14 protein-coding genes are annotated in these 15,841 nt (G+C 72.9%); 8 read left to right on the forward strand and 6 right to left on the reverse strand.

The window, feature by feature from the left end:
* The first annotated feature begins 42 nt into the window (after window positions 1-42).
* Genes egtA through egtD form a run of 4 tightly spaced genes read left to right on the forward strand, consistent with a single transcriptional unit; the run spans window position 43 to window position 4,467 of the window.
* On the forward strand, window positions 43-1,368 hold the full coding sequence (gene egtA / locus J3486_RS25415; protein ID WP_207824035.1) for an ergothioneine biosynthesis glutamate--cysteine ligase EgtA: 1,326 nt from the start codon (window positions 43-45) through the stop codon (window positions 1,366-1,368).
* A complete protein-coding gene (egtB, locus tag J3486_RS25420) occupies window positions 1,365-2,732 on the forward strand; it encodes an ergothioneine biosynthesis protein EgtB (RefSeq protein ID WP_207824037.1) in 1,368 nt (455 codons plus the stop codon). The genes egtA and egtB overlap by 4 nt, the downstream gene beginning before the upstream one ends.
* Window positions 2,732-3,487 carry an ergothioneine biosynthesis protein EgtC gene (gene egtC, locus J3486_RS25425; RefSeq protein ID WP_207824038.1) on the forward strand — a complete coding sequence of 252 codons (756 nt, stop codon included), beginning with the start codon at window positions 2,732-2,734 and terminating at the stop codon, window positions 3,485-3,487. The genes egtB and egtC overlap by 1 nt, the downstream gene beginning before the upstream one ends.
* Window positions 3,484-4,467: an L-histidine N(alpha)-methyltransferase gene (gene egtD, locus J3486_RS25430; RefSeq protein WP_207824040.1), complete on the forward strand. Its 984-nt coding sequence runs from the start codon at window positions 3,484-3,486 to the stop codon at window positions 4,465-4,467. Before egtC ends, egtD begins: the two co-directional genes overlap by 4 nt.
* Before the next feature lie 17 nt (window positions 4,468-4,484).
* Here egtD and J3486_RS25435 read toward each other — a convergent pair whose 3' ends face one another.
* Window positions 4,485-5,786 (reverse strand): extracellular solute-binding protein, encoded by a 1,302-nt coding sequence (locus J3486_RS25435; RefSeq protein ID WP_207824044.1) that lies wholly within the window; start codon window positions 5,784-5,786, stop codon window positions 4,485-4,487.
* Between the two features lie 167 nt (window positions 5,787-5,953).
* On the opposite strand from J3486_RS25435, the gene J3486_RS25440 reads away from it, so the two are divergent.
* Window positions 5,954-6,181 (forward strand): dodecin, encoded by a 228-nt coding sequence (locus J3486_RS25440; RefSeq protein ID WP_207824046.1) that lies wholly within the window; start codon window positions 5,954-5,956, stop codon window positions 6,179-6,181.
* 23 nt (window positions 6,182-6,204) lie between these two features.
* Here J3486_RS25440 and J3486_RS25445 read toward each other — a convergent pair whose 3' ends face one another.
* Window positions 6,205-6,693 (reverse strand): hypothetical protein, encoded by a 489-nt coding sequence (locus J3486_RS25445; RefSeq protein WP_207824048.1) that lies wholly within the window; start codon window positions 6,691-6,693, stop codon window positions 6,205-6,207.
* Between the two features lie 64 nt (window positions 6,694-6,757).
* On the opposite strand from J3486_RS25445, the gene J3486_RS25450 reads away from it, so the two are divergent.
* Complete coding sequence (locus tag J3486_RS25450) at window positions 6,758-7,774, forward strand: LLM class flavin-dependent oxidoreductase (protein WP_207824050.1); 1,017 nt, start codon at window positions 6,758-6,760, stop codon at window positions 7,772-7,774.
* Here J3486_RS25450 and J3486_RS25455 read toward each other — a convergent pair.
* The 3 genes from J3486_RS25455 to J3486_RS25465 form a co-directional block, all read right to left on the reverse strand.
* Entirely contained in the window at window positions 7,751-8,737 is a 987-nt protein-coding gene (locus tag J3486_RS25455) for an alpha/beta hydrolase family protein (protein WP_207824052.1), read from the reverse strand. The genes J3486_RS25450 and J3486_RS25455 overlap by 24 nt on opposite strands.
* Window positions 8,738-8,767: 30 nt before the next feature.
* Complete coding sequence (locus tag J3486_RS25460; protein WP_207824054.1) at window positions 8,768-10,414, reverse strand: phosphodiester glycosidase family protein; 1,647 nt, start codon at window positions 10,412-10,414, stop codon at window positions 8,768-8,770.
* Between the two features lie 79 nt (window positions 10,415-10,493).
* Complete coding sequence (locus J3486_RS25465) at window positions 10,494-11,000, reverse strand: Rrf2 family transcriptional regulator (protein WP_207824056.1); 507 nt, start codon at window positions 10,998-11,000, stop codon at window positions 10,494-10,496.
* Window positions 11,001-11,131: 131 nt separating this feature from the next.
* Between J3486_RS25465 and J3486_RS25470 the strand changes: the two genes are divergently transcribed.
* A complete protein-coding gene (locus J3486_RS25470; RefSeq protein ID WP_207824058.1) occupies window positions 11,132-11,878 on the forward strand; it encodes an SDR family oxidoreductase in 747 nt (248 codons plus the stop codon).
* 74 nt (window positions 11,879-11,952) lie between these two features.
* Window positions 11,953-14,340 (forward strand): excinuclease ABC subunit UvrA, encoded by a 2,388-nt coding sequence (locus tag J3486_RS25475; RefSeq protein WP_207824061.1) that lies wholly within the window; start codon window positions 11,953-11,955, stop codon window positions 14,338-14,340.
* Here the strand turns inward: J3486_RS25475 and J3486_RS25480 are convergent.
* Complete coding sequence (locus J3486_RS25480; RefSeq protein WP_207824064.1) at window positions 14,317-15,834, reverse strand: acyl-CoA synthetase; 1,518 nt, start codon at window positions 15,832-15,834, stop codon at window positions 14,317-14,319. The genes J3486_RS25475 and J3486_RS25480 overlap by 24 nt on opposite strands.
* Window positions 15,835-15,841 lie beyond the last annotated feature (7 nt).

Raw genomic sequence — 15,841 nt, forward strand, 5'->3', positions numbered from 1 at the left:
CCAGGGACCATGGGAGGCGTGAGGACCAGGAGGAATCCCGGTATGAGCGAGGCAGACTGTACGAGCCCCGGTGTGCTGATCACCGAGGCCGAGGTGGAGGCCCTGGTACGGGGCATCTGCTTCAAGACCGGACCGCCCCGCGCGGTCGGTGTCGAGCTGGAATGGATCGTCCACGAGCCGCGTCCGCCCTGGCAGCCGTGGCTCCCGTTGCCCCCCGAACGACTCGACGCGGCATACGTCGCACTGCGCGCCCTGCCCCTGCGCTCGGCGCTCACCGTGGAACCCGGTGGCCAGCTGGAGCTCAGTTCGCTCCCCGCCGCCACCCTGACGGAATGCGTCTCGGCCATGCGGGCCGATCTGACCGCCGTCCGCACCGTGCTCCGCGACCACGGACTCGTCCTCTCCGGCCGGGGCACCGACCCCTGGCGGCCCCCGCGGCGGGTGCTGCGCCAGCCCCGCTACGACGCTCTGGAGGCATCGCTCGACCGGGCAGGACCCGCCGGCCGTTCCATGATGTGCTCGTCCGCGTCCGTCCAGGTCTGCCTGGACGCCGGGCACGAGGAACCGGGGCCCCTCGGCCACAGCCGACGCTGGACGCTCGCACATCTGCTCGGCGCGGTCCTCGTCGCCGCCTTCGCCAACTCGCCCATGCTGTCCGGCCGTTCGACGGGCTGGCGCTCCACCCGGCAACTGCTGTGGGAGCGCATCGACGTGGGCCGCTCCGGCGCACCGCCGCTGGACGGCGACCCGCGCACCGCCTGGACACGGCACGTGCTGGACGCGCCGGTGATGTGCGTGCGCACGGACAGCGGGCCGTGGCACGTTCCGGACGGCCTGTCGTTCCGCGAGTGGGTGCGCACCGGCGCGCCGCGCCCGCCGACCCGCTCGGACCTCGACTACCACCTGACCACGCTGTTCCCGCCGGTGCGGCCGCGCGGCCATCTCGAACTGCGCATGATCGACGCCCAGTCCGGCGACGAGGGCTGGCTGGTTCCGCTCGCCGTGACGACCGCGCTGTTCGACGACCCGCAGGCCGCGGAGAGCGCGTACCGCGCGGTGAAACCGCTGGCCGAGCGGGCCGGGCCGCTGCCCGCTCCGCACAATCCGCTGTGGCGGGACGCGGCCCGGTACGCCCTCACCGATCCGGAGCTGCGGGAGGCGGCCACGGTCTGTTTCGCCACGGCCCTGGAGGCGCTGCCCAGGATCGGCGCGGGCCCCGACGTGCGCCAGGCGGTCGCGGACTTCACGCACCGCTATGTCGTACGCGGCCGCTGCCCCGCCGACGACGTGCTCGACCACCTCGACGCAGGTGCGCCCGGGCAGGAGAACGCGAACACACCCGCACAGGGGAGGACCGTCCGCTCATGACCACCCGGCACCATCCTCAGGAGCACGTGACCGACGACCCGGAGAGGCTGCGGTCCCTCGCGGCCGACGCGCTGGAGCGGGCGCGGCGCCGTACGACCCTGCTCACCAGCTGTGTCGACGAGTCCGAACTCACCGCGCAGCACTCGCCGTTGATGTCCCCGCTGGTGTGGGACCTGGCGCACATCGGCAACCAGGAGGAGCAGTGGCTGCTGCGGGCGGTCGCGGGGCGCGAGGCGATGCGGCCCGAGATCGACCCGCTGTACGACGCGTTCGAGCACCCGCGGGCCGAGCGCCCGAAGCTGCCGCTGCTCGCGCCGCGGGAAGCCCGCGGTTACGCGGCCGAGGTGCGCGGGCGCGCGCTCGACGTGCTGGGGAGCACGTCGTTCGAGGCCGAGGGCGGGGCCCGGCTGACCCGGTCGGGTTTCGCGTTCGGCATGATCGCCCAGCACGAACAGCAGCACGACGAGACGATGCTGATCACCCATCAGCTGCGCAAGGGGGCCGCCGCGCTGACCGCTCCGGACCCGGAGCCGCTCACCGAGCCGTTCCGCGGCCCCGCCGAAGTCCTCGTGCCCGGCGGCCCGTTCATGATGGGCACGTCGGCGGAGCCCTGGGCGCTGGACAACGAACGCCCCGCGCACCGCTGTCTCGTGCCGCCGTTCCACATCGACACAGCGCCGGTGACGAACGCCGCGTATCTGGAGTTCATGGCCGACGGCGGCTATGAGGAGTCCCGCTGGTGGACGCCCGCGGGCTGGGCGACGGTGCGCGACCACGCCCTGCGCGCGCCGCTGTTCTGGCACCGGGACGCGGGCGGCCAGTGGCTGCGCCGGCGTTTCGGCGTCACGGAGGTGGTGCCGCCCGACGAGCCGGTGCTGCACGTGAGCTGGTACGAGGCCGACGCCTACGCCCGCTGGGCGGGGCGCAGGCTGCCCACGGAGCAGGAGTGGGAGAAGGCGGCCCGCTTCGACCCGGCGACGGGCCGCTCGATGCGCTACCCGTGGGGCGACGCCGACCCGACGCCGGACCGCGCGAACCTGGGCCAGACCCATCTGCGCCCCGCCCCCGCCGGCAGCTATCCGCGCGGTGAATCCCCGCTCGGTGTGCGGCAGTTGATCGGCGACGTGTGGGAGTGGACGGCGAGCGACTTCCTGCCCTACCCCGGTTTCGTCGCCTACCCGTACAAGGAGTACTCGGAGGTCTTCTTCGGGTCCGAGCACAAGGTGCTGCGCGGCGGTTCGTTCGCCGTGGACGCGGTGGCCTGCCGCGGCACGTTCCGCAACTGGGACTATCCGGTGCGCCGCCAGATCTTCTCCGGCTTCCGCACGGCGCGCGACACCCGTACCGACGAGGACGGTTCCTGATGTGCCGTCATCTCGCCTATCTGGGGCCGCCGGTACCGCTCGGCGAGGTGCTCAACGCGCCCGCGCACAGTCTGTTCCGGCAGTCGTGGGAGCCGCGCAGGCAGCGGCACGGCACGGTCAACGCCGACGGTTTCGGGGTCGGCTGGTACGCGGACGAGGACCCGGTGCCGGCCCGCTACCGCCGCGCGGGTCCGGTCTGGGGTGACCAGTCCTACGCGGATCTGACCCGGGTCGTGCGCTCCGGCGCGTTCCTCGGCGCCGTGCGGGACGCGACGCTCGCGGGCGCCGACGGGGAAGCCGCGGCGGCCCCGTACGCGTACGGCCCCTGGCTGTTCAGCCACAACGGGGCGGTGCCCGGCTGGCCCGGCTCGCTGGCGGATCTGGTGCCCACGCTGCCGCCCGCCGATGTGCTGTCCATGGAGGCGCGCTGCGACGCGGCGTTCCTGTGGGCGCTCGTCCTGCGCCGGCTGCGCACCGGTGACGAACCGGCCGAGGCGCTCGCGGCGACCGTCCTGGAGGTGGCCGCGGCGCAGCCCGCCGCACGCCTCAATCTCCTTCTCACCAACGGCGAGACGATCGCCGCAACGGCCTGGGGCGACACCCTCTGGTGTCTCGCCGAGCCGGGCCGTCGCACCGTCGTCGCCTCCGAGCCCTACGACGACGATCCGCACTGGACCGAGGTGCCCGACCGCACCCTGCTCGCGGCGAGCCGTACCGACGTCCTGCTGACCCCGCTCAAGGAGCCCTCCGCGTGAGCCCGCACCCCGCTTCCCCGTCCTTTCACGTCACCCGCACCCTGGCCGAGGACGCCACCGAGGCCGCCCTGCGCGCCGACGTCCTGCACGGCCTGACCGGCACCCCGAAGACGCTGCCGCCGAAGTGGTTCTACGACGCGCGCGGCAGCGAACTGTTCGAAAGGATCACGACGCTGCCCGAGTACTACCCGACCCGCGCCGAGCGGGAGATCCTGCTGGCCCGCGCGCCCGAGATCGCGGCGGCGACCGGGGCCCGCACCCTGGTCGAGCTCGGTTCGGGCTCCTCCGACAAGACCCGTCATCTGCTGGACGCGCTGCCGCAGCTGTCGGCGTACGTCCCGGTGGACGTGAGCGAGAGCGCGCTGCGGGGCGCCGCGCGCACCCTGCTGGCCGATTATCCGGCCCTCGACCTGCACGCGCTCGTCGCCGACTTCACGCGCGAGCTGACGCTGCCCGCGACGCCGGGGCCGCGCCTGGTGGTGTTCCTCGGGGGCACGATCGGCAATCTGCTGCCCGACGAGCGGTCGGCGTTCCTCGCGGCCGTGCGGGCGATGCTCTCCCCCGGCGACTTCCTGCTGCTCGGCACCGACCTGGTCAAGGACGAGGCGGAGCTGGTCGCCGCGTACGACGACGCGTCCGGTGTGACGGCCGCGTTCAACAAGAACGTGCTGTCGGTGATGAACCGCGAGTTGCACGCCGACTTCGACCCGGGCGCCTTCGAGCACGTCGCGCTGTGGGACGCACGGGCCGAGTGGATCGAGATGCGGCTGCGTTCCGTGCGGGATCAGGTCGTGAAGATTCCGGCGGTGGACCTCGTGGTGGACCTAGCGGCGGGCGAGGAGATCAGGACCGAGGTGTCCGCGAAGTTCCGGCGGACCGGGGTCGAGCGTGAACTGCGTTCCGCAGGGCTGGAGTTGACGCACTGGTGGACCGATGCCGCGGGCCGGTTCGGCCTGTCGGTGAGTACGGTGAGCGGCTGACCGGCCCGCGCCCGCCGTCACTCGCCGCTCTCGTCGAGCCTCCGTGTGATCTCCCGGGACGCCTTGCGGGCCACGGCCTTCGGGTCCTGGCCCGTCAGGACCCGCGACATGTAGGCCTTGATGGGGTTGCCGGAGGACTCCACGTTCACCCAGAGCGGTGAGGCCGGGGTCGCCTTGCCGTGGGCCGCGCCCACGGCCATCGCGGCGACGCCCGGCTCGTCGGCCACCGCGGCGGCGAGCTTCGTCTTGTTCGGTACGTAGTTCATGGTCCTGGCCAGCTCGGTGTTCCACTTCTTGCCGGCCAGGGCCTCCACCACCGCGACCGCGCCCGTGCGGGCGTCGGTGTTCGCCGGGACGACGAGGTCCGAGCCGCCGGTGAACACCGAACCGGCGCGCGCCGCGGTCTTCCCCGGCACGGGGAAGAAGCCCAGCTTCCCCTTCAGCGAAGGGTTCTTCTGCAGGATGCGCTGGACGGTGCCCGGCACCGCGATGATCTGGGCGACGTCCCCCTTGGCGAACCGCTCGGCCTGCGGGGGATGTTCCTCGTCGGCGTCCACCGGGCCGTCGCCGAGCGCCTGGAGCTGCTGGTAGAAGGCCATGCCGCGCAGGGCCGCGGGGCTGTCGAGGGTGCCGGTCCAGTTGCCGCTCGACTCCACGGCGAGGTCGCCGCCCTCGTCCCAGATGAACCCGGACAGGGTGTACCAGTCCTGCCCGGCGAGGTAGATCCCCTGCCGGCCTCCCGTGTCGAGGCGGCGCGTCATGTCGAGCCACTCGTCGCGCGTCCTGGGCGGCTTGGTGATGTCGGCCGCCGCGAAGAGGTCCTTGTTGTAGATGACGACGCGGTTGGCGGCGTACCAAGGGATGCCGAACTGGCGGCCGTTGTCGGCGGCGGGCTCGGCCAGGCCGGGCAGCCAGTCGTCCATGCCGAGGTCGCGCGCGGACTCCAGGGACAGGTCGAGCAACCCGTTGCCGTCGCCGTACCCCGGGACCTGGGTGTTGCCGACCTCGATGACGTCGGGGGCGCCGGCGGCCTTGGCCTCGCTGTCCTCGTGGGCGAGTGCGGTGGTGACCTTGGACCCGATACCGGCCCAGTCCTGGATCCGGATGTCGAGCTTCAGATCGCTGTGCTGCGCCTCGAACTCCTTGGTGAACCGCTTGAGGAAGGTGTCGGACGCGCTGTCCCGCATCAGCCACACGGTGACCGTGGTCCGCCCCGCGTCACCGCCCGGCAGGACGTTGCACCCTGTGGCCAGCAGGCCGGTCACGGCGATGAGGGAACCGAGGGAGTGTGCGGTACGGGGGGATCTCACGTGGGTCACTTTCTTCCTGCGGACAGGGAGGCGAGCCCGACGTGGGGGACGAGAGTGAACTCGGCCGGGTGTGGCTGGATTTTGGTATGGACCAATGCCGTGGTCAAGGGTTACCCGCGGGTAAGTCGACGGTCGGTGCCCTCGCGGAACCCGGCGCCCTGCGGCACCGTGGAAGCATGTCGAACCACACGTACCGCGTCACGGAGATCGTCGGCACCTCGCACGAGGGAGTCGACCAGGCGATCCGCAACGGCGTCGCACGCGCCTCGCAGACCCTGCGCAACCTCGACTGGTTCGAGGTCACGCAGGTCCGGGGCCAGATCGTCGACGGAGAGGTCGAGCACTACCAGGTGGGCCTCAAGGTGGGCTTCCGCCTGGAGGACGCAGGGGACGCGGACTCCTGAGGCACGGGGAGCGCCCGCGCCGCTCAGGTACGGCCTTCGCGCTCCTGTGCGTCCTTCAGCGCCGCCGACGCGCTCGCCCAACGGGCGCGGACGACGGTGAATCCGGCGTGCTCCGCCTCGTCGCAGACCAGTTCGTCGTCGTCGACGAGCCTGCGCACGGTGCGGCCGCGGGCCAGCCGGCGCAGGATCTCCAGCTTGGTCCTGCGGGCGGGGCGGCGGTCGTCGTCGCGCCGCATGTGCAGCCGCCCGTCGGGCAGCCCCTGCGCGGCGAGCCAGGCCAGCGTGTCGGCCCGGCAGCGCTCGGGCCGCCCGGTCAGATAGACGATCTCGCACTCCTCGGCGCTCTCCCGCGCCAGGGCGACACCCTCGGCGAGCGGCGGGTCGTCGGGGGCGGCGGCGAAGAATCCGTCCCAGTCCCGCGGCTTGCGCTCCAGGAACCGCTGCCGGTGCGCCGTGTCGGCGAGCGTCCCGTCGAGATCGAAAACGGCCAGGGGCCTCGCGTCGCTGGTCACGGCACCACCCTAGGCGAGCCGGGCGGTCCGGGAATCCCCGGCGGGCCCACGCGTTGAACAAGACGTGACCTCCGTGATCGAAACGACCCGCTTCTCCGTCCTGGACCGCTCCCGCACCCGGGAGGGGCACTCGGGCCCGCAGGCGCTGCGCGACACCGTCGCGCTGGCGCGGGACCTGGAGCGCCTCGGTTTTCATCGTCTCTGGGTCTCCGAGCACCACGGGGTGCCGGGCGTTGCCGGGTCCGCGCCGACCGTGCTGGCCGCGGCCGTCGCCGCGGCGACCCGCACGCTGCGGGTCGGCACCGGCGGCGTGATGCTGCCCAACCATCAGCCACTGGTCGTGGCGGAACAGTTCGGGGTCCTGGAGTCGCTGTTCCCCGGCCGGATCGACATGGGCCTGGGCCGCTCGGTCGGGTTCACGGACGGGGTGCGCAGAGCGCTCGGCCGGGACAAGGACGTCGCCGACGACTTCGCGGGACAGCTCGACGAGTTGCTCGCCTTCTTCACCGGTACGTCGTCGACGCGGGCGCACGCCCGGCCGTCCGAGGGGCTGCGTGTGCCGCCGTTCGTGCTGGCGATGGGCGAGGGCGCCTCGATCGCCGCCCGCGCGGGCCTGCCGATGGTCATCGGCGACCTGCGCGGCCGGGAGAAGATGCTGCGTGGCATCGACCGCTACCGCGCCGAGTTCCGGCCCTCCGCCTGGGCCGAGGAGCCGTACGTGGTGATCTCGGGCACGGTCGCGGTCGCGGGCAGCGAGCCGGAGGCCCGCCGGCTGCTGATCCCCGAGGCCTGGTCGATGGCCCACTCGCGCACCCACGGCACGTTCCCGCCGCTGCCGCCCGCCGAGCGCGTGGCGGCCCTGGAGATGACCGAGAAGGAGCGCGGCTTCTACGAGGCCGGGCTGCGCGGTCACATCGCGGGCGCCGAGGAACAGGTCGCCGACGAGCTGGAGACGGTGATCAAGGAGAGCGGGGCGCAGGAGGTGCTGGTCACGACCAGTACGTACGACCGCGAGGGCCTGCTGGAGTCGTACCGGCGCCTCGCCCGCATCGCCCGTCTACCGCACTCCGAGCCCGTGTAGCAGCATCGGCAGCGAGGCGTGCAGCTCGCGCTCCCAGTAGGGCCAGGAGTGGGTGCCGGGACCGTAGAAGTTCGTGGTGAGGTGCTGGGCGCCCACCTTCCGCAGTTGGTCGGCGAGGGCGTGGTTCTGCCGGTTGAAGTCGGCTTCGAGGGCGTTGGTGGCGCCCGGCGGGTCGAACGGGCCCGCGGTGCCGTCGCCGCAGGAGAGGTAGACGGGCAGCGACTTGAGGCGCTTGGCGAGGTGATACGGGTCGTGGGCGGCCCAGATGTCGCGCTGGGCCACGGGGTCGCCCCAGACGCGCAACGGGTCGTTGCCCTGGCCTGCGAAGAAGCCCATGATCCGGTTCGTCGACTCGTCGTTCAGGAGCGGGTGCACGGAGCCCGAGTAGGCCGCGGCGGCCTTGAACATGCCGGGGTGCCGGGCCGCGTAGAGGAGCGCGCCCTGGCCGCCCATGGAGAGTCCGGCGACGACACGGCGGGAGCCCGCGCCCCAGTCGCGTTCGAGGAGGCGGCGCAGGTCACGGGTGTGGAAGGTGTCCCAGGCGGGGTCGCCGCCCGCTCCGTGGTTCCACCAGTCGCTGTACCAGCCGTTCCAGCCCGCCTCGGGCATGACGACGAGGACGTCGCGCAGGCTGTCGAGGGAGGCGACGTCGGTCTTGGCGGTCCAGGACGTGTAGTCGCCGCAGCAGCCGTGCAGCAGCCACAGGGTGGGCCAGTGCCGCGTGCGGTCGTTCGGGTTCCAGCCGTCGGGGGTGAGCAGGCGGACCTTCACCGTGCGGCCGCCGAGCGCCGACGCCCGCACGGAGAGATCCACCTGCCGGTCGGCGACCTGGGTGACGGCGACGACCTCGGCGGCGGGCGGCGCCGTCGTGGCGACGGCCGACGGGACCGCCCCCAGGGTGAGCAGCAGCGCGGCGACGACGAGCAGCAGGCGTCCGGCGCGGCGGGCGAGGGCGGCGGTCATGGCGGCTCCCGTGGGGTCAGGCGGGCACGGTCACTTCTTCGCGGGGCTTCCGGGAAGGATCAGCAGGGCGTCTCCGACGGGGCGTTCACCGGCCGCGTCGGACGGGTCGTTGATCACCTGTCCGTCGACGACCATCGTGGTCGAGCCGCCGCCGTCGAGGTTGATGGCGTCCCGCAGGCCGAGGGCCCTGGCGACGTCGGCGCTCTCCTTGATGCTCAGGCCGAGTGATCCGGTGCTGCGGCCGTCGGCGGTGACGAGCACGGTGCGTCCCGCGGCGTCGGTGCCCGCGAGGGTGCGCGGGTTCCGCTTGTGCACCCAGCCGTAGTAGAAGCTCGGGTTGCCGGCCTGGACCATGCCGTCGGTGGCGGGCGTGACGTGCAGGCGGCCGTCGCGGACGAGTTCGGGGCCGCCGTTGAGGACACTGGTGGTGCGGGACGTGGCGACCGGCCGCCCGTGACGGTCGGTCAGTTCGCTTGTGACGCGCAGGGGTTGACCGACCTTGGCGAGGGCGGTCAGCCGTGCGGCGTACGAGCCGGTGGCCTGGACGCTGCGGCCGCCCGCGGGCAGGGCGCCACCGCGCGGGGAACGCACCTCGACGACCCGGCCGGTCCGGTCGAGGACGGCTTCGGCGCCGTCGCCCTTCGGGGTCTCCTTGCCGAACTCCGCCGTGAACGCGACGAGTTCGTCGGGGTCCGTGCACGTGGTGTCGTGCAGCGGGCGGGCGGTCGGCAGGTCGTCGGCGGTGCCGCCGCAGTTGCGGATCAGGCCGGGGACGCGGTCGATGCCGTCGAGGGGCAGGGTGGTGCCGTCGGCGCCGACGCTGCCCCGCCAGGCGAAGCGGGTGACCGCGGTGCCGCGCGCGGAGTCGTGGACGACGAGGCCCGGGCGGCCGTTGACGGCCTCGCTCAGCAGACGGCCGTCGTAGACGCCGACGCCGGCCGGGTCACCGGGAGCGCCGGCTTTGGGGTCGAGGACGAAGAAGCCCGCGTTGATCCCGGCGCTCGCCCCGTCGGCGGCGGCCAGGGCGCTGGTCGTCTCGCGGTTCTCCAGGTCGGCACCGAAGGATGCCTTGAGGTCGCCATGGAACTTCTTCGGGTCGACGGTGAGGACGTCGACGTGCCAGGGGCCGCGGTCCCCCGCGTTCCCGTCCCAGCCGGTGTACCAGGCGGATCCGGTGTATCCGGCGGCGCGCAGCCGGGTGCGTTCGGCGGTGGCCGCGGCCTCCGTGGTGAAGGTGCCGACGCGGACGCGCCAGCCGAGCGTGCCGCCCGCGTAGTCGGCCGTCGCGGCGGTGGTGACCTGCTCCGAGCGGGCGTCGAACCCGGCGGCGTGCAGCGCGGTGACGAGTTCGCCCGCGCTCTCCTCGTCCTTCAGCGCGGTCGGCGGTGCGTCCGGGTCGGGCGATCCGGCGCCGCCGGGGATGGAGACCTCGACGGTCCACGCCATGGCCGGGGCGTCGGCGCCGCGCACGATGCGGGTGAGCGTGACGCCGGGCTGCAGGGTCCGGGTCGTACGGGTCTCGGACAGATCGGCGGCGCCGAGCGGCAGGCCGTGCCGGGCCTGCGCCGATGCCGATGCCGATGCCGACGGGGACGACGCCGAGGCCGGAACCGGTGCCGCGCCCACGAGGGCGAGCACGCACAACGTCGCGCCCGCACCGAACAGTCTGCTGTTCACGAACCCCCCACAGAACGGAAGACGACCCCCGTAACGGTGCGTGGGCCGTCGACCACCCGTCAAGGCATGTGCACATCATTCATCGGACGTTCTCCGGACCGTCGGGGTCGGCGGGCTCGCTCAGCCAGGCACCGACGCCGTCGAGGGCCCCGGGGCCGTTGTCCCGCTCCAGGCTCGCCCGGAGGTCGGCGACGGTCGTCTTGCGCAGCGACGCCCGCCAGGCCCCTTCCGCCGCGGCCATCGCGCGGGCGATGCCGCACGGTTTCGTGCACTGCTCGGGCGGGGTCGCGAGGGGGCCGCGCTGCCGGATCTCCGTGCAGACGAAGGCGGGCGCGGGGCCGTCGACCGCCTGGACCACGTCCAGCAGGGTGATGTCGACCGCGTCCCTGGTCAGCACGTACCCGCCGGTCTTGCCCTGCACCGACTTCACCAGGCCCGCCCGCGACAGGGCCTGCATCTGCTTGGCCAGATAACTGGGCGAGACGTCGTGCAGCTGGGCCAGGCGCGCGGCGGGCACCGGTTCGCTCGCCGCGGTGAGCACGACACAGCAGTGCAGCGCCCACTCCACGCCACCGGACATCTTCATGCGCTCCGCGCTCCCTCCGGCGCGCCCGGGGCGCGCCTCGACTTGACTCGGACAGAGAATATCCGAGTACTATCTCGGATATCGGGTGTCCGAGTTTGGATGCCCGGAAACGCTCAGGAAAGGGCATCGCCATGAAGATCACTGTCATCGGGGGCACCGGACTGATCGGCTCGCAGCTCGTCACCCGGCTGCGCGACGCGGGCCACGAGGTCGTCCCCGCGTCCCTGTCGAGCGGGGTCGACCTGCTCACGGGCGCCGGACTCGACAGGGCCCTGGCGGGCGCCGAGACGGTCGTGAACGTGACGAACTCGCCGACCTTCGACCAGGACTCCCTCGCCTTCTTCCGCACCACGGTCGGTCATCTGCTGAGCGCGGGCGAGCAGGCCGGCGTGCGCCACCACGTCGCGCTCTCCATCGTCGGCGTGGACCAGGTGCCGCAGCTGGACTACTACCGGGCCAAGACGCTCCAGGAGGAGCTGCTGCGCGAGGGCCCGGCCGCGTACTCGATCCTGCGGGCGACGCAGTTCTTCGAGTTCATGGAGCCGACCATGTCCTGGACCTCCGACGACCGCGCGGTGCGGCTGCCCGCCACGCCCCTCCAGCCCATCGCCACCGCCGACGTGGTCGCCGCTCTCGCCGACGTGACCACGGGTACGCCGCTCGACGGCACCCTCGACGTGGCGGGCCCCGACGTCTTCACCCTGGACGAGCTGGGCCGGATCACGCTGGCCGCGCGCCGGGACCCGCGTCCGGTCGTCACCGACCCGCAGGCCGGGCTCTTCGCCGCCATCACCGGGAACGAGCTGATCGCGGGCGAGGGCGCACGGATCGCCCCGACCCACTACCGCGACTGGCTGACGGCCACCGCGGGCCGCTGAGGGGCGTCCCCCGGCCCCGGGGGTGGATCATGGAGGGCGGAACACAGCCGTCCGTACGACCTGGAGCCCGCCCCATGCACCACCCCACCGCCCCGACACCCGGCCCGCACCATGACGGCCTCGACGGTCTCGTGCGGGTGCGTGGCGCCCGGGAGCACAACCTCAAGGGTGTCGACGTCGACATCCCGCGGGACGTCCTCGCGGTGTTCACCGGGGTGTCGGGCTCGGGCAAGTCGTCGCTCGCCTTCGGGACGGTCTACGCGGAGGCGCAGCGCCGCTACTTCGAGTCGGTCGCCCCGTACGCGCGCCGCCTGATCCACCAGGTCGGGGCGCCGAAGGTCGGGGAGATCAGCGGGCTGCCGCCCGCGGTGTCGCTGCAGCAGAGCCGGTCGGCGCCGACGTCACGGTCGTCGGTGGGCACGGTCACGACGCTCTCCAACTCGCTGCGGATGCTGTTCTCGCGGGCGGGCCGCTATCCGCAGGGGGCCGAGCGGCTCGACTCGGACGCGTTCTCGCCGAACACGGCGGCGGGGGCGTGCCCGGAGTGCCACGGCCTGGGCCGGGTGCACCGCACCACGGAGGAGCTGCTCGTCCCCGATCCGTCGCTGTCCATCCGCGAGGGAGCCATCGCGGCCTGGCCGGGCGCCTGGCAGGGCAAGAACCTGCGCGACGTCCTGGACGCGCTCGGCCATGAAGTGGACCGGCCCTGGCGGGAGTTGAAGCAGGCCGACCGCGACTGGATCCTGTTCACCGACGAGCAGCCGGTGGTGACCGTGCATCCGGTGCGGGACGCGGGCCGTATCCAGCGCCCCTACCAGGGCACGTACATGAGCGCGAACCGGTACGTGCTCAAGACGTTCTCCGACTCCAGGAGCCAGTCGCTGCGCACGAAGGCGGAGAAGTTCCTGCAGAGCGCGCCGTGTCCGGCGTGCGGCGGGGCCCGGCTGCGGGCGGAGGCGCTCGCCGTCACCTTCGCGGGCCGGACGATCGCGGAGCTGGCGCGCCTGCCGCTGGCCGAGCTCGCCGGTGTCCTGGACCTGCCCGACGCGAGCGAGACCGTGCGTGTCCTCACCGACGATCTGCGGGCCCGTATCGCCACGGTCACCGAGCTCGGCCTCGGCTATCTGAGCCTGGACCGCGCGACGCCCACGCTCTCCGCCGGGGAACTCCAACGCCTGCGCCTGGCCACGCAGTTGCGGTCGGGCCTGTTCGGGGTCGTGTACGTCCTCGACGAGCCGTCCGCGGGCCTGCACCCGGCCGACACCGAGTCGCTCCTGACGGTCCTCGACCGTCTCAAGGCAGCCGGGAACTCGGTCTTCGTCGTCGAGCACCACCTCGACGTGGTGCGGCACGCGGACTGGCTGGTCGACGTGGGACCGCTCGCCGGCGAGCACGGCGGCGAGGTGCTGCACAGCGGCCCGGTGGACGCTCTGAGGAGCGTCGCGGGTTCGGCGACGGCCCGCTTCCTCTTCGACACGGACCCGGTGCCGGAGCGTCAGGTCCGCGAACCCCGGGGCCGGCTGACGATCGGTCCGGTGACCCGGCACAACCTCCGGGACGTGACCGTGGACGTGCCGCTCGGCGTCTTCACCGCGGTCACCGGCGTCTCCGGCTCCGGCAAGTCCACGCTCATCGGCGCGATCACGCAGGACGTGGAAGGCGTGGGCCGGCTGGTGGTCGTCGACCAGAAGCCGATCGGCCGCACCCCGCGCTCCAATCTCGCCACGTACACCGGCCTGTTCGACGTCGTCCGCAAGCTCTTCGCGGCCACCGACGAGGCGAAGGAGCGCGGCTACGGTGTCGGACGGTTCTCCTTCAACGTCGCGGGCGGCCGCTGCGAGACCTGTCAGGGCGAGGGCTTCGTCAGCGTCGAGCTGCTCTTCCTGCCGAGCACGTACGCGCCGTGCCCGGACTGCGGCGGCGCCCGCTACAACCCCGAGACCCTCGAAGTGACGTACCGGGGGCGGAACATCGCCGAGGTGCTGGACCTGACGGTGGAGTCGGCGGCGGAGTTCTTCACCGCCGCGGACGACGAGGCGGCCCGCCCCGTGCTGCGCAGCCTGCGCACGCTCCTCGACGTCGGCCTCGGTTATCTGCGGCTGGGCCAGCCCGCCACCGAGCTCTCCGGCGGCGAGGCCCAGCGCATCAAGCTGTCCGGCGAGCTGCAGCGGGTGCGCCGCGGGCACACCCTCTATCTCCTGGACGAGCCGACGACGGGACTGCACCCGGCGGACGTCGAGGTGCTGCTGCGCCAGCTGCACGGCCTGGTCGACGGGGGCCACTCCGTGGTCGTCGTGGAGCACGACATGACCGTGGTGGCCGGTGCCGACTGGGTGGTGGACATGGGTCCCGGCGGCGGCGACGCGGGCGGGCGCGTCGTGGTCGCGGGCCCGCCCCGGGAGGTGGCGGCCGCCTCCGGCAGCCGCACGGCGCCCTGGCTAACCCGCGCCCTGGGCCGCTGACCGCAGCTTGCCCTTGGCCAGTTTCCCGGTCGGGGTGCGCGGCAGGGAGGTCACGAACTCGACGTCCCTGGGCACCTTGTAGTGCGCGATCCGCTCCCGCAGGTACGCGATGAGCCGCTGCCCCAGCTCGGGCCCGGGAGCGGCCCCCTCGGCGGCCTGCACCACGGCGTGCACCGACTCCCCCATCTCCTCGTCCGGTACGCCGATGACGGCGACGTCGGCCACCGCCGGGTGCAGCACGAGGCAGTCCTCGATCTCCTGCGGGTAGATGTTGACGCCACCGGAGATGATCGTGAACGCCTTGCGGTCGGTGAGGTAGAGGTAACCGTCGTCGTCGACGTGGCCGATGTCGCCGGTGGTCGTCCAGTTCGGGTGGTCGGGATGCTGGGCCTCACGGGTGCGGTCGTCGTCCCGGTGGTAGCGGAAGGGCAGCTCGTCGCGCTCGAAGTAGACGACGCCCGTCTCCCCCGGCGGCAGCGCCTTCCCCTCCTCGTCGCAGATCCGCAGCTCGCCGAGGAGCCCGGCGCGGCCGACGGAGCCGGGCCTGCGCAGCCACTCCTCGGGGCTGATGAACGTGATGCCGTTGCCCTCGGTCGCCGCGTAGTACTCGTACAGGACGGGCCCCCACCACGCCATCATCCGCCGCTTCACCTCGACGGCGCAGGGCGCGGCCGCGTGGATGGCGACCCTCATCGACGAGGTGTCGTACCGCTCGCGCATGTCCCGGGGGAGCTTCAGCATGCGCACGAACATGGTCGGCACCCACTGGCTGTGCGTGACCCGGTGCCGCTCGATCGCCTCCAGCGCCCCTTGCGCGTCGAAGGACTTCATCAGGACGACGGTGCCGCCGGTGGCGTGGATCGTGCCGCAGAACCGCAGCGGCGCCGCGTGGTACAGCGGCGCGGGACACAGGTACACCGTGTCCTCGCCGAAGCCGTACATGGGCTGGAACAGCAGCTGGTACGTCGTCGGGTCGGTGCGGATGTCCCCGTCGGGCAGGGTGGGCTCGATGCCCTTGGGGCGTCCGGTGGTCCCGGACGAGTACAGCATGTCGGCGCCGCGCGGCTGTGCGTCGGGCGGCTCGGCGGACGCGGCCCGCAGCGCCGCGTCGTAGGTCCCGTCGTCGAAGCCGAGCCGGTGCGTCACCTGCGGCACCGACTCCGCGACGCGGTCGCCGAGTTCGCGCAGCGCACCGGAGACGATCAGCGTGCCCGCTCCGCAGTCGCGGACGATGTACGCGGCCTCCTCCGCGGCCAGGTGGTGGTTGACGGCGGTGAGGTAGAGGCCGGAGCGCATGGCGGCCCAGTAGACCTCCATCACGCGCGGGTCGTTGTCGGAGAGGAGGGCCAGATGATCACCTCTGCGCAGCCCCTGGGCGCGCAGATGAGCGGCGAGCCGCAGGGAGTTCTCCTCCAGCTCGCCGTACGTGAGGGTGGTGGTGCCGTCGGCGGTGACGACGGCCGGCCTGGCGGGGTCGTACGCTCCCGGGTACATGCGGGGG

The sequence above is a fragment of the Streptomyces sp. VRA16 Mangrove soil genome, from assembly GCF_017377775.1.
Classification (GTDB): Bacteria; Actinomycetota; Actinomycetes; order Streptomycetales; family Streptomycetaceae; genus Streptomyces.

What these genes read in the sequence shown, in the direction of transcription:
- egtA (WP_207824035.1), top strand. Translation starts at nt 43, where the DNA reads ATGAGCGAGGCAGACTGTACGAGCCCCGGTGTGCTGATCACCGAGGCC.
- egtB (WP_207824037.1), top strand. Translation starts at nt 1,365, where the DNA reads ATGACCACCCGGCACCATCCTCAGGAGCACGTGACCGACGACCCGGAG.
- egtC (WP_207824038.1), top strand. Translation starts at nt 2,732, where the DNA reads ATGTGCCGTCATCTCGCCTATCTGGGGCCGCCGGTACCGCTCGGCGAG.
- J3486_RS25440 (WP_207824046.1), top strand. Translation starts at nt 5,954, where the DNA reads ATGTCGAACCACACGTACCGCGTCACGGAGATCGTCGGCACCTCGCAC.
- J3486_RS25455 (WP_207824052.1), bottom strand. Translation starts at nt 8,737, where the DNA reads ATGACCGCCGCCCTCGCCCGCCGCGCCGGACGCCTGCTGCTCGTCGTC.
- J3486_RS25465 (WP_207824056.1), bottom strand. Translation starts at nt 11,000, where the DNA reads ATGAAGATGTCCGGTGGCGTGGAGTGGGCGCTGCACTGCTGTGTCGTG.
- J3486_RS25470 (WP_207824058.1), top strand. Translation starts at nt 11,132, where the DNA reads ATGAAGATCACTGTCATCGGGGGCACCGGACTGATCGGCTCGCAGCTC.
- J3486_RS25475 (WP_207824061.1), top strand. Translation starts at nt 11,953, where the DNA reads ATGCACCACCCCACCGCCCCGACACCCGGCCCGCACCATGACGGCCTC.
- J3486_RS25480 (WP_207824064.1), bottom strand. Translation starts at nt 15,834, where the DNA reads ATGTACCCGGGAGCGTACGACCCCGCCAGGCCGGCCGTCGTCACCGCC.